Below are 13,530 nucleotides of genomic sequence, written 5' to 3'. Positions count from 1 at the left end.
TAAGTATGAAAACCATAAAATTTCTTTCATTCACTTTTTTAATGCTAATTAGTTATGGAGCAATGGCGCAAGAGAAAACAGTTTCAAGAAAAACAAAAGACACTGTTCTTGCGCCACAAGTTCAATCTTCTAAAATCAGAATATGTGCCCCGTCTAAATCTGCTTTCATTAAACCTCTTTATGTTTTAGACGGGAAAATAGCCGATAGCTTAAAAGTTTCTAAAATCAATCCTAATGACATTGAGTCTTTAAAACTATTGCACGGACCAGAAGCTAAATTACTTTATGGAGATCAGGGAGCAAATGGCGCAATTATTATAACTCGCAAAAAATAAGATTTTAAGCCAATCTTTCACAAAACATATAATTAGTCCATATTTTATTACATTTGCGGCTTTATTTTTCAAACTTATTTTACACACGTATGAATCCTATTTTAAGCCAAAATCTATTTTTAGTAAAAGAACATATTGGAATGTTCAAAGCCGCAAACAATTACGATATCTATCATCCAGAAACCAATCAAATCATTATGAACTGCCGAGAAAACAATCTTGGTTTCTTCACAAAAGTATTTCGTTTTACAGATTATAAAAGAGCAACTCCATTTAATGTTGAAATTACAACCGCTTCTGGAGAAAAGTTAATTACAGTAAGAAGAGGTGTTGCGATATTCAGATCAACTGTTGAAGTATTGGATGAAAAAGATCGTTTGGTTGGAACTTTCAAACAAAAATTTTTCTCCATCGGAGGACGATTTGAAATTTTAGATAAAAACGAAAAACCTGTTGCAACGCTTCAAGGAAAATGGACTGGCTGGGATTTTAAATTCTCACATGAAAATAAACAATTGGCTCAAGTAAGTAAAAAATGGGCAGGATTAGGAAAAGAGTTTTTTACAAGTGCCGATAATTATGTTCTTCAAATTGAAGACACAGTTGCAGCTGATAGTCCGTTGAGACAATTGATTTTAGGAGCTGTCATGTGTATTGACATGGTTCTAAAAGAATAGCAAAAAGTTGTTAAACTTAGATTAAGAATACCTTTTAAAGCATCATTTTAGTTTTCAAAACCTTATTTTTGTAAGACTTAAAATGATGCTTTCTGCATTTCTAAAAACACAATCATGACCGACTTAAAAAATAAAAACGCCTTTATTACTGGCGCAGGAAAAGGAATAGGAAAAGCTGTAGCAATTGCTTTGGCAAAAGAGGGTGTAAACCTGATTTTGGTTTCTAGAACCAAAAGTGATATTGATCAATTGGCAGAAGAAACTTCGAAATTGGGCGTAAAAACTTTGGCTTTATCTGCTGATGTTTCTGATATCAATTCTATCAATTCTGCCGTTGAAAAAGCTATTGCTGAATTTAAACACATCGATATTTTAATCAACAGCGCCGGAATTGCTTCTTTTGGAAAATTCTTAGAATTGGAGCCTGAAGCTTGGGAAAGAATTATTCAGGTGAATTTAATGGGAACGTATTATACAACTCGTGCGATTATCCCAAACATGATCGAAAGACAAACTGGAGATATCATCAATATTTCGTCAACTGCGGGATTAAACGGAAACGCATTGACAAGTGCTTATAGCGCTTCTAAATTTGCTGTTTTAGGTTTAACTGATTCTTTAATGCAGGAAATGAGAAAACACAATATTCGTGTTACTGCGCTAACGCCAAGTACAGTTGCAACTGACATGGCAAAAGATTTAAATTTAACTGACGGTAACCCAGAAAAAGTAATGCAGTCTGAAGATATGGCAGATTTAATTATTGCTCAACTAAAACTAAACCGAAGAGTGTTTATCAAAAACAGCAGTATTTGGTCTACTAATCCTTAAAACTAAATTCCAATTGCTTTGAGATTGGAATTTGGAATTTAAGTATTGGTATTTAAAATATTAAAGCCTTCAAAAAAATTCTGACCAACTTTGTCAAAGTTTAAAACTTTGACAAAGTTCTAACCAATCCTAAACTTAAAATTTAAATTTCAACTGCAATTGGAATTTGGAATTTAAGTATTGGAATTTTAAACAAATACGATGGAACAATATTTAAGACAATTGGTTGAAATAGAATTTCAAGATAAAAAACAGATTTACTCTGGATTTCTTATTGATTATTCTGATGATTGGATTTTGCTTCGAAATAATCCAGTCGATTTTGTTTTGGATGGTTTTGTTATCCTAAGAAACAAAAATATTGAAACCGTAAATAGAGATCATGATTTAGCTTTTACAGAAAAAGTAATTCGCTTGAAAGGATTAAAAATCAATTCTGATGATATTATTCCTATCAAGGATTTGGCTTCAATTATTAATTACGTTTCAGAGAAATACGGCATTTTTCAAATCGCCAAAAAATCATCAAAATCTGCTTATTTAGGAAAACTAATAGCATTAACTGATGAAGAGCTAACCATAGATTTCTTAGATACAAGAGGTCAATTTGGCGGAGAATTAGACTTTAATCCAGAAAAAATTCGGGTTATAGAGTTTGATACAGATTATATTAATTCTTTGAAATTGGTTGTTCAGGATAATGAATAATATATAAAACAGAAAAGCCCTTTTAATCAAAAGGGCTTTTTTATTTGTTATGTGTAAACTTTGTCAAAGTTTGAAACTTTGACAAAGTTCTTAAAACCATTAATTAAGCTTCTGCCAGTTTATTCAAAAACTCAATTCGCACACTTCCATCTTCATCAATTTTAGTTAAATTGATTTCTTGTAAAGTATTTACCAATTCTGGATTCCAAGGCGTTTTTACTTTTACGTAATTTTCAGTAAATCCGTGAATGTATCCTTCTTTATTTTCACTTTCAAAAAGAACTGTCCTGTTTGTACCTAACTGACTTTCGTAAAAAGCACGGCGCTTTTTAACTGATAAACCACGAAGCATTTTACTGCGTTTAGCACGAACATTTGAAGGAACTACGCCTTCCATATCTGCCGCTTCTGTATTATCTCTTTCTGAATAAGTAAAAACGTGTAAATACGAAATATCTAAATCATTTAAGAAATGATACGTTTCTAAGAAATGTTCATCTGTTTCTCCTGGAAAACCAACAATTACATCAACACCAATACAAGCATGAGGCATTACTTCACGAATTTTAGCAACACGCTCTGTGTATACTTCTCGCAAATAACGTCGTTTCATTAATTTCAAAATATCATTGCTTCCTGATTGCAGCGGAATATGAAAGTGCGGTACAAAAGTTCGGCTTTTTGATACGAATTCAATTGTTTCGTTTTTCAAAAGATTTGGTTCGATTGACGAAATTCGTAAACGCTCAATTCCTTCTACTTTATCCAAAGCTTGAACTAAATCTAGAAAAGTATGTTCGTGTTTTTTATTTCCGAACTCGCCTTTTCCGTAATCACCTATGTTAACACCAGTTAAAACAATTTCACGAATATTTTGAGCTGAAATTTCTTTAGCATTTTTAAGAACATTTTCTAAAGCATCACTTCTAGAAATTCCTCTTGCCAACGGAATTGTACAATACGTACATTTATAATCGCAACCGTCTTGAACTTTCAAAAATGCTCTTGTACGATCACCAATAGAATAACTTCCTACGTAGAAATCAGCTTCTGCAATTTCGCACGAGTGCACTTCACCCATATCATTTTTGCTCAAATCATGGATATAGTCTGTGATTTTGAATTTTTCTGTAGCGCCCAAAACCAAATCAACTCCATCAACTGCAGCCAATTCTTCCGGCTTCAATTGAGCATAACAGCCAACAGCAGCAACAAAAGCTTTCTCATTCAGCTTCATTGCTTTCTTTACGACTTGCTTAAATTGTTTATCGGCATTTTCTGTTACAGAGCAGGTATTGATTACATAGATATCTGCAACATCTTCAAAATCGACGCGGTCAAAACCTTCGTCATTAAAACTTCTGGCAATTGTAGAGGTTTCTGAAAAATTCAGTTTACAACCCAGCGTATAAAAGGCAACTTTCTTTCTATTTTCCATAATTTGTCTTAAATTAATGAAATCGTTGTCAAAAAATTTAAGGCTGCAAATTTACAAACAATATTCATCAAAAGAAAGCGATTAATACACTTCCAGTCAATAATTTGCGGTAATGTTAATTTAGAAACATTCAAAAGCTAATCTTTTTTATCTTTAATTGAAAAAAAGTAAAGCATTCAATTTTTCAAATTTTAACATTCGGATAAGAATAAAATGACAAAATAATCGACTAAATGCAATTTTTATCGATTAAATACATTTTTTTCGGTTTTAAATTCAAAATTTCTTACATTTACCATTGTTATGAATCAAGTTGCCAATAAATTCATATTAGAGAATTTTAATACCCTCTAATTAATTTAATAATAATTCAGTCATAACAATTTTGAATTTTACTCGTTATGTTGTTGTTTTGTGTTACAAAATGAAATGGGAAAGCCGAAAACCAAAGAGAGTAGGCAAAATTATAATAACAAATACCACGCTTTATGAAAGCATTTTTACCCACGATCTGCTTGATGTTCTTAACCCTATTTAGTTCGCAAGCGCAAACTAATGCACCAGCCGCAAATGCAAATCCATTTCCTACTATTAGCACATTGACGACTTGGGCAAGCTTTAACTCACAACAGCAATTTGATGTTGCTATTCGTGCAGTTGGGTTTAAGTTTGAAGTTAAAGAACCAGGTGAAGGATCTACAGCTTATACCTACATTCGTAAAGTAACTGTTAATGATGTAAACTATACGGATAGAATTGTATACAGAATTACCAATAATAATTCTGCAAGTATCATTTCTTTAGTAACTGCTTCTACTGATTTGGTTAGTTTATACACACCGCAATTAGCAAGTTTTAAAAACAACAACTGTAAAACTGAAATGTCTAAAGACAAAAACACAACTTGCAGCTGTTACGAAAGTGCTAATTTTGCAATCGATCTTTGCGACGAACGTGTAAAATTAACTATGGGTGACGGAAATAAATACTTTGTTTCTGTAGCTAAAAAATAATTATAACTCTGATTTGTTTCCAAATCTTTACTGACTTTTAAGTATGTAAAGATTTGGAACACATTTCTTAGTTTGAGTTTGGATTTTTAAGTTCGTACCAAACTTCTAATTCTTCTTGATATTCGAAAGAATTCACAAAATGGAAACCTAGTTTTTCTAAAATTTTTCTTGAGTTTTCGTTTCCTGCATCTGCGTAAGCATAAAGCATTTCTACTTTCATTTCGTTAAAAGCACGATCAATAAAAGCTCTTCCCGCTTCGGTTGCGTAGCCTTTTCCCCAATGTTTTTCAATAAATCGGTATCCTAGCTCGTAAAAGTTTTTGTGATTATTGATTTCGTCTGTAATAAACTTTATTCCAGACCAGCCAATAAATTCGTTTGTATCTTTGAGAACAACTGCCCATCGGCCTGTTCCAAGATCTTTGTATTGTTTATGAACAAACTTGATGTACTCAATGCTTTCGTCAATATGTTTTACAGGTCTATTTCCAACATACAGATGCACATTCGGATTAGAATCTAATTCGAACATTCCTTCAGCGTCTGAAAGCTCAAGTGGCCGTAAAATAAGACGTTCCGTTTCTATTTGATTTTTCATTTTAGTTTAGTTTAAAATATAACGTGTTACTACTTCAGCAACACCATCATTATTATTTGAAGCTACGATTAAATCGGCTTTGTCACGTAGCTCGGGAGTCACATTATCAACCCAAACTCCTAAACCCGCATATTCGATCATCGTTAAATCATTTCCTGCATTTCCAACCGCGATAATTTCACTTTGATGAATTCCTAATTTATCAGCCAAATACTTTAAGCTAGCCGCTTTATCAATTCCTTGCTGCGCAGCTTCTAAGAAAAATGGCTTTGACATCGAAACACTTAAATGCGGCATAGCATCTTTTAAATCGTTTTCTAACGTTTTTAAATACGCTGGATCTTGAAGCAAGATACATTTAACCGCTGGTCTGTCTACATAATCTTTAAAGCTTGAAACTTTATGATGCGCCATTCCTGTAATTTCTTTTTCGACTTCGATAAATTCCGAATCCGTTTCGCTGATAATTTCGTCATCCAAATACGTGATAATATGTGCATTTTTCTTTACGCTATAATCGTAAAGCGCGTGAATTTGTTCTACAGTCAATTTCTGTTCAAACAAAACTAAATCGTCTTTAACACGGCTAATTATTGCTCCATTAAAAGAAATGATATAAGAATCGTTTTTATCTAATTCCAACTCTTTTGCATAAGCCGTCATTGCAGTAGTCGGTCTTCCAGAAGCCAAAACCACATAAACACCTTTTGCCTGAGCTTCTAATATTACTTTTTTATTTAAATCTGAAATTCTGTGATCGTCTGTCAACAAGGTATCATCCATGTCGAGCACTAACATTTTGTATTGCATTTTTTTATAGTTTGCAGTCTCAGTCTCAGTTTTCAGTTTATATTGTGACTGAAAACTGAGACTGAAAACTCTTAAAGACTCATTCTGAAATTTTCAATAACTGGATTTGCTTTTGCAAAATCGGTTTCCTGAATAAAAACCTCAACTGCCAAATCTGTCTGACCAAAACCTCCTAAACGAGCTGATTGAATATTATCTTTTTTTACGGTTTCTACACCTGCTTCTTCTAATCTTTCTTGCAAAGCAATTGCTAAAACTTCACTTCCCGAAAATACTTTCATTAATCCCATGATAATCCATTTTGTTAAGTTCTCAGTCTCAGTCGCAGTTTTCAGTATCTAAACTGTAAACAGCAACTGAGACTTATAATTTATTCTAATTATATTTTTAATTTAGTTTTCAGTATTACAACTGTAAACTGCGACCGAAAACTGTGACTTATAAAAAATCCCGTTTTTCAATTACTTAGACTGAAAACCGGGACTGAAAACTTTATCGTAAATTATTCCTCTTCAATATCCTCTTCCTCTTCATCAAGCTCCTCTCCTTCTTCATCCATATCAAACAAATAAGGCTCAACCATAATTTTATCTGCCAAAAACTCGATTCTTTCTGTCAAAGCTTCACCAAAAATAATTCGCTGTACTTTAGCAATACTATTTGAAATACGGGTTATTTTTGGTTCATGACGCAATTTCAAAATTTCATCTGCATCATCTAGAATAAACATTTTTAAGCGATTTACGTTGTAACCCGCCGTACTAAACATGTCGTTTAATTTGGTTGGAGTACCAATTAAAACATCAATTCCTGTAGAAACATAGTTTTTATCGTAATCCATATCGCCTTTTTCATTTACACCATAAACTTCTAGATTGGTATATTTCCCATATTTCTCAAAAAGAGCAACCATTTCTAAAACCTTAGCTTTATCTTCAACAATAATCAAAGCGCGTGGCGATTCTTCGTTTTTTCCTGCCAATTGCTGAATTACATTTAAAACAATTGTCGTTGTTTTTCCACTTCCTTTTGGAGAAATAATCACACAATCAGCGCCACTTTTTATGGTCGAAAAGGTTTCCATCTGCAAAGCATTGGCTTCTGTTAAACCATTTTCAATTAGACCATCTTGTAATTTCTCGTTTATCTTTTTTAGTTTCATTTTTTTTTAAGCTTTAGGCATTTGGCAATAAGCTTTAGGCCAAAATTATTGTGTGTTTTTTAGCTTAAAGCATAAAGCTTATAGCTTATTGCGCGAAGCATCTTACTTGCTTGCGAACATTTTTACATCTGTTTCAGAAATTTCGCTTCCTCCCAAAATGATTAATCTTTCCACCACATTTCGAAGCTCGCGAATGTTACCTGTCCAATCATATTCCTGCAACAATTTTATGGCTTGCGCTGAAAATGACTTCACTGCATTTCCTTGTTCTGAAGCTATTTTCTCTGTAAAATGAGAAATTAAAGCTGGGATATCATCACGTCTTTCATTCAATGGCGGAACTTTAATTAAAATTACAGCCAAACGATGGTATAAATCTTCACGGAAACGTCCTTCTGCAATTTCTGTTTTTAAATCTTTATTGGTTGCCGCAACGACGCGAACATCAACTTTAATATCTTTATCAGCACCAACTCTCGTAATCATATTTTCCTGAAGAGCACGCAAAACTTTGGCTTGCGCCGAAAGACTCATATCGCCAATTTCATCTAAGAAAATAGTTCCTTTGTCTGCCGCTTCAAATTTTCCTGCGCGATCTTTAACTGCCGATGTAAAAGCGCCTTTTACGTGTCCGAACAATTCGCTTTCGATTAATTCGCTCGGAATCGCCGCACAGTTTACTTCGATTAAAGGAAATCCAGAACGCTCACTTTTTTCGTGCAATTGATGCGCCACTAATTCTTTTCCAGTTCCGTTTGGACCTGTAATTAAAACTCTGGCTTCTGTTGGAGCAACTTTATCAATCATCACTTTAATATGATTAATCGATTCGCTGTCACCAATCATTTCGTAGTTTTTGCTGACTTTTTTCTTTAGAATCTTATTTTCAACTACTAATTGTTTTTTATCCAAAGCATTACGAACTGTATTCAGCAAACGGTTCAAATCTGGCGGTTTCGAGATATAATCAAAAGCTCCTAAACGCATGGTCTGAATCGCAGTTTCCATGTCTCCGTGTCCCGAAATCATGACCATCGGAATTTCTGGTTTTATCTTTTTTACTTCTTCTAAAACCTCAACACCGTCCATTTTTGGCATTTTGATATCGCACAAAACCAAATCGTAATCGTTGTTTTTTATTTTTTCAAGTCCCGCAACACCATCTTCAGCTTCATCAACTTGATACGAATCATTTTCTTCTGATAATATTTTTACCAAAACTCTTCTGATTGCTGCTTCGTCTTCGACAATTAGTATTTTACTCATTTTTTTTTTAAGGTTCAAAGTTGCAAAGAGGCAGAGGTACAAAGTTTAAAAAATCTTTGTCACCATTTCACACCTTACAACTGTTATACAATCTTTTTTTAGGGTTTAAATATCAGAGGTTACTAGTTACAAAGTAAAAACCTTTGTCCCTTTGTCACTTTGTCACTCTGAACCTTTGTCCCTTAAAAAATTAATATTTCAGCCACTTATACAATTCCTTCCAAGTCGGTTTTTTGCCGTACATTAAAATACCGATTCGGTAGATTTTGGCAGCGAACCAGACAACAAGGAAAAATGTAGCAAACAATAATGATACCGAAATTGCGATTTGCCACCACGGAACGCCAAACGGAATACGCATTAACATTACAATTGGCGACGTTAACGGAATCATTGAAAAGATAACCGCAACACTTCCGTGAGGATCATTTACTACAGTAAAAAACCCAATATAAACACTCAAAATCAGAGGCATTAAAATGGGAAGCAAAAACTGCTGAGAATCGGTCTGATTGTCAACTGCTGCACCAATTGCTGCGTAAAATGAGCTATATAAAAAATATCCACCAATAAAATAAATCACAAATCCGATTATAATACTTGCGATGGGCAGATTCCATAATTCGGCAATATACATTTGCGCTGAACCTGAAAACTCATGCTGAGCCGTTTGCATCATTTCTGGAGAAATTCTAGCTGTTGGGCCAACATTTACGCCGAAGAATGCCGAAGCGGCAAACATTAATCCTAAACCAATAATTGCCCAAATTATAAATTGCAGAATTCCTGCTAAAGAAGTCCCTACAATTTTACCAATCATTAACTGAAATGGTTTTACTGATGAAATAATGATTTCGATAATACGATTTGTTTTTTCTTCGATTACGCTTCGCATTACCATATTTCCGTAAATGATAATGAACATCATAATCAAATAGCCAAACGCACCTCCGATTCCAATTTTAATTTCGTTTAAACCTTTTAAACTTTCTTCTCCAGAAGCTTTAACCAAATGAATATTTACATCTGACTGCGCTTTTTGAATAGCAAGTGTATCCAATTTTGCTTCTTCCAGATTTAGTTTTGTGATTTTATTTCCGATAATATCCTGAGTGTTTTCAATAAAAGAAATACTAGGGCTGTTATTGGAAATAAATTCAATTTTACTTTCTAAATCTTTTCTGTTTTCTGTTTTCGGAATAACAATTAATCCGCTGAAATTTTCTTTTGTAATACTGTCTTTTAAAGCATTTACATCAATTTCAGATAAATTGAGATATTTAAATTCAGCTCCTTTTTTGTTTTCTTTTAAAAAATCTGAAACAAAAATTCCAGTTTCATCATGAATTGCAATTCTTTTCGTTTCTGCTTTCATAGTACTCAAATACCCAATAAAAACAGCAATAGCCACAAACAAAAGCGGACTCAAAAATGTCATGACAACAAAAGATTTATTGCGGACTTTAGCAATAAATTCTCTTTTTATAATCAACGAGATGATACTCATAAATAATTAATTTTCAAATTTTAAATCCCACATTCCATTTATAAGCTTGGAATCTGGAATTTCTATATTGGAATTTTTAAATTTTGTTTTCAGTAACCGTTTGGATAAAAATATCGTTTATACTCGGAATTTTCTCAACAAAGTGCGTTACTTGTCCACGTTGCGTTAAGACATTCAACAATTCGTTTGGAGAAGCATTTCCGATCTGAATATTTAATTTTAAATCATCATTTAAAGATTTAAAACTAGCAGGCGAAACAGTAAACTTCTGAGTGATATCATACATTAATCCTTCAACATTATTGGTCAGAATTCCAACTTCGAAACTGTTGGTTCTAAACTGACGCTTTACATCGACCACTTTTCCTTCTATCAGTTTATTAGACTTATGAATTAAAGCAATATTTTCACAAAGTTCCTCTACGCTTTCCATTCTGTGAGTAGAAAAAATAATCGTAGAACCTTGTTCTTTTAAAGCTAAAATTTCGTCTTTAATAATATTTGCATTTACTGGATCAAATCCTGAAAATGGCTCATCTAAAATCAGCAATTTTGGTTTATGCAACACACAAACTACAAACTGAATTTTTTGTGCCATTCCTTTAGAAAGCTCTTGGATTTTCTTGTTCCACCATCCTTGAATTCCTAAGCGGTCAAACCAATAATCCAGTTGTTTTTTGGCTTCGGCTTTAGAAAGCCCTTTCATTTGCGCCAAATATAGACATTGTTCCCCTACTTTCATTGAACTGTACAAACCTCTTTCTTCCGGAAGATAACCAATTGTCTGCACATGCTTTGGCTGTAATTTTTCTCCATCCAAAATTACTTTTCCACTATCTGGCATTGTAATCTGGTTTATGATTCTGATAAGGGAAGTTTTTCCTGCTCCATTCGGACCTAATAGTCCATATATACTGCCTTTTGGCACATTTAATGAAACTTCGTTAAGTGCTACATAATCGCCATATTTTTTTATGACTTTATGTACTTCTAGTAAGTTACTCATGTTGTTTTTAAGGATTTACTGCGTTGCTTCTGCCATTACGGTTCAGCGACTGTAAAAGTAAATAATTACTAGCGAATCTGCGCCATATTACGCAAAAAACCCATTCTATTTTATGCTAGAATGGGTTTTTGATATTTATAGTATTTTAAAAAAGTTCAGATTATGAGAACATATCTTTTACTTTTTCAAAGAATGATTTCTCTGATTTCTCTGGACTTGGAGCAAAGTGCTCGTCTGTTAAAGCATTTTCAAAGAATTGTTTTTGTTCTTTATTTAAAGTTTTTGGAGTCCAAACATTTACGTGAACCAATAAATCTCCGCTTCCGTAACCATTTAAACTTGGAATTCCTTTTCCTTTCAATCTTAAGATTTTTCCAGATTGAATTCCTTCTTCCAGTTTAATACGCACTTTTCCGTTGATTGCTTCAATATCTTTTGAAGCTCCTAAAACTGCTTCTGGGAAACTGATATACAAATCGAAGTGAACGTTTTCACCTTCACGCTTCAAGAATTCGTGCTCAATTTCTTCAATAGCAACAATTAAATCTCCTGGAATACTGTTTCCTGGCGCATCGTTACCTTTGTTAGCAACTTTTAACTGCATTCCGTCAACAACTCCCGCAGGAATTTTGATTGATACTGTTTCGTCTTCTTGAACCATTCCTTGAGCATCTGCCTCAGAAGGTTTTTTATCTAAAATCTGACCAGAACCACCACAAGTAGGACAAGTTGATGCAGATTGCATTCTTCCTAAAATGGTATTGGTTACACGCATTACTTGTCCTTGACCGTTACAAGTCGTACAAGTTTTATACGTTACACCTTTTGCCTGAACTTTACGTTTTACTTTTACTTTTTTCTCAACTCCATTTGCAATTTCTTCCAAAGTCAGTTTTACTTTAATTCGAAGATTGCTTCCTTTCGCACGACGAGGGCCTCCGCCTCCGCCTCCGAAACCGCCAAATCCACCACCAAAAATATCACCAAACTGGCTGAAAATGTCATCCATATTCATGCCTCCATGACCGCCAAATCCGCCAGAACCATCAAATGCTTGATGTCCGTATTGATCGTATTTCGCTTTTTTCTGCGGATCACTTAAAACTTCATAAGCTTCTGCCGCCAATTTGAAGTTTTCTTCTGCCTCTTTGTCGCCTGGGTTTTTATCAGGATGGTATTTTAAAGCACTTTTTCTGTACGCTTTTTTTATTTCGGCAGCATCAGCATTTTTTGAAATGCCTAGTATTTCGTAAAAATCTTTTTTCATAATTTAGGTTAAATTCTAAATCTAAAATTCCAAACTTCAATGTTTAAAAACTGAATTTCAGAATCTTAATTGCTTTTAGTTTCCAACTACAACTTTAGGGTAACGAATAATTTTGTCTCCTAATTTGTATCCTTTTTCAATAACATCAACAATTTTCCCTTTTAATTTGTCAGACGGAGCTGGAATTTGGGTAATTGCTTCAGCGATATCAGCATTGAAAGCATCTCCTACTTGAATTTCAACTTGCTCTAATCCTTTAGAAACTAAAGTGCTTTTCAATTTTTCGTGAATCAACTCAACACCTTTTTTCAAATTCTCATCCTCAGATTTGTTGATCTCTACTGTCGCTCTGTCAAAATCATCTAAAACTGGAAGCATAGCCAATAAAACTTCTTGGTTTGCTGTTTTAAACAATTCAAGACGCTCTTTTGAAGTTCTTTTTTTGTAATTTTCAAATTCAGCAAATAATCGCAAAAACTTATCTTTTTCGTGAGCCAAGTCTTTAGCTAATTGCTCCTCAACACTTAATTCTTCAACAATTAACTGCTCTCCGTTGGCATTGTTCTCTAACGTTACATCGTCTAATTCCTGATCGAATTCTGTATTTTCCGTAGTCATATTACTTTTATTTTTAAAAATATTTTTAAACTTCATTTTTATTTCTTTCTGTTGGATTGCAAAAGTACTGCCAAATCTTATAAAATGTCAAATTGTCACTTTATTAATTATGAGCCATTTAAAAAACGCATTTGCCCAGAAAAAATTTATTATAATTTTAAGACTATTACGTTTTAGTTTATCTTATCTTTGAGACCAATAAAAAACAAATTATTACCACCAAAAATTGAATTTAAGGGTTGGCTTCGGCCTCTAAATAATTATTAATTCAAGTTTACCTTATATTAAAAAAAG

The 13,530-nt window shown here is 33.3% G+C and carries 15 protein-coding genes; 5 read left to right on the top strand and 10 right to left on the bottom strand.

The features are described 5' to 3' along the window. Positions 1-5 precede the first annotated feature (5 nt). The 4 genes from DMB71_RS04095 to DMB71_RS04080 all read left to right on the top strand — a co-directional run bounded on the left by DMB71_RS04095 (position 6) and on the right by DMB71_RS04080 (position 2,551). Complete coding sequence (locus DMB71_RS04095; protein WP_111363927.1) at positions 6-335, top strand: hypothetical protein; 330 nt, start codon at positions 6-8, stop codon at positions 333-335. A gap of 89 nt (positions 336-424) precedes the next feature. Further along, complete coding sequence (locus tag DMB71_RS04090; RefSeq protein WP_111363925.1) at positions 425-1,012, top strand: phospholipid scramblase-related protein; 588 nt, start codon at positions 425-427, stop codon at positions 1,010-1,012. Between the two features lie 114 nt (positions 1,013-1,126). Further along, a complete protein-coding gene (locus DMB71_RS04085; RefSeq protein ID WP_111363924.1) occupies positions 1,127-1,843 on the top strand; it encodes a 3-ketoacyl-ACP reductase in 717 nt (238 codons plus the stop codon). Between the two features lie 201 nt (positions 1,844-2,044). Further along, entirely contained in the window at positions 2,045-2,551 is a 507-nt protein-coding gene (locus tag DMB71_RS04080; protein ID WP_111363922.1) for a hypothetical protein, read from the top strand. A gap of 103 nt (positions 2,552-2,654) precedes the next feature. Here the strand turns inward: DMB71_RS04080 and mtaB are convergent, their stop codons facing one another. Then, positions 2,655-3,989, bottom strand: coding sequence for a tRNA (N(6)-L-threonylcarbamoyladenosine(37)-C(2))-methylthiotransferase MtaB (gene mtaB / locus DMB71_RS04075; protein WP_111363920.1), 1,335 nt, complete (start codon positions 3,987-3,989; stop codon positions 2,655-2,657). A 488-nt stretch (positions 3,990-4,477) separates the two neighbouring features. Between mtaB and DMB71_RS04070 the strand changes: the two genes are divergently transcribed. Continuing rightward, positions 4,478-5,002: a hypothetical protein gene (locus DMB71_RS04070; protein WP_008468013.1), complete on the top strand. Its 525-nt coding sequence runs from the start codon at positions 4,478-4,480 to the stop codon at positions 5,000-5,002. A gap of 67 nt (positions 5,003-5,069) precedes the next feature. On the opposite strand, the gene DMB71_RS04065 is transcribed toward DMB71_RS04070, so the two are convergent. From DMB71_RS04065 to DMB71_RS04025, 9 genes are all read right to left on the bottom strand, one after another. Further along, on the bottom strand, positions 5,070-5,600 hold the full coding sequence (locus DMB71_RS04065) for a GNAT family N-acetyltransferase (protein ID WP_111363919.1): 531 nt from the start codon (positions 5,598-5,600) through the stop codon (positions 5,070-5,072). A gap of 6 nt (positions 5,601-5,606) precedes the next feature. Further along, the gene (locus tag DMB71_RS04060; protein WP_111363917.1) at positions 5,607-6,410 is read right to left on the bottom strand and encodes a Cof-type HAD-IIB family hydrolase; all 804 of its coding nucleotides are present in this window, start codon (positions 6,408-6,410) and stop codon (positions 5,607-5,609) included. A 71-nt stretch (positions 6,411-6,481) separates the two neighbouring features. After that, positions 6,482-6,700, bottom strand: coding sequence for a putative signal transducing protein (locus DMB71_RS04055; protein WP_111363916.1), 219 nt, complete (start codon positions 6,698-6,700; stop codon positions 6,482-6,484). A gap of 212 nt (positions 6,701-6,912) precedes the next feature. Then, positions 6,913-7,572 (bottom strand): DEAD/DEAH box helicase, encoded by a 660-nt coding sequence (locus tag DMB71_RS04050; RefSeq protein ID WP_111363914.1) that lies wholly within the window; start codon positions 7,570-7,572, stop codon positions 6,913-6,915. A gap of 102 nt (positions 7,573-7,674) precedes the next feature. After that, on the bottom strand, positions 7,675-8,838 hold the full coding sequence (locus tag DMB71_RS04045; RefSeq protein WP_111363913.1) for a sigma-54-dependent transcriptional regulator: 1,164 nt from the start codon (positions 8,836-8,838) through the stop codon (positions 7,675-7,677). 190 nt (positions 8,839-9,028) lie between these two features. After that, on the bottom strand, positions 9,029-10,345 hold the full coding sequence (locus tag DMB71_RS04040; protein WP_111363911.1) for an ABC transporter permease: 1,317 nt from the start codon (positions 10,343-10,345) through the stop codon (positions 9,029-9,031). Positions 10,346-10,421: 76 nt separating this feature from the next. Next, complete coding sequence (locus tag DMB71_RS04035; protein ID WP_111363910.1) at positions 10,422-11,351, bottom strand: ABC transporter ATP-binding protein; 930 nt, start codon at positions 11,349-11,351, stop codon at positions 10,422-10,424. Between the two features lie 160 nt (positions 11,352-11,511). Next, positions 11,512-12,618 carry a molecular chaperone DnaJ gene (gene dnaJ, locus DMB71_RS04030; RefSeq protein WP_111363908.1) on the bottom strand — a complete coding sequence of 369 codons (1,107 nt, stop codon included), beginning with the start codon at positions 12,616-12,618 and terminating at the stop codon, positions 11,512-11,514. A gap of 75 nt (positions 12,619-12,693) precedes the next feature. After that, positions 12,694-13,272 carry a nucleotide exchange factor GrpE gene (locus DMB71_RS04025; RefSeq protein ID WP_111363906.1) on the bottom strand — a complete coding sequence of 193 codons (579 nt, stop codon included), beginning with the start codon at positions 13,270-13,272 and terminating at the stop codon, positions 12,694-12,696. Positions 13,273-13,530: the final 258 nt, after the last annotated feature.

Source organism: Flavobacterium tistrianum, assembly GCF_003254545.1.
GTDB lineage: Bacteria > Bacteroidota > Bacteroidia > Flavobacteriales > Flavobacteriaceae > Flavobacterium > Flavobacterium tistrianum.
Note: the sequence above shows the minus strand (reverse complement) of the source record. Positions and strands in the feature narration are given on the sequence as shown.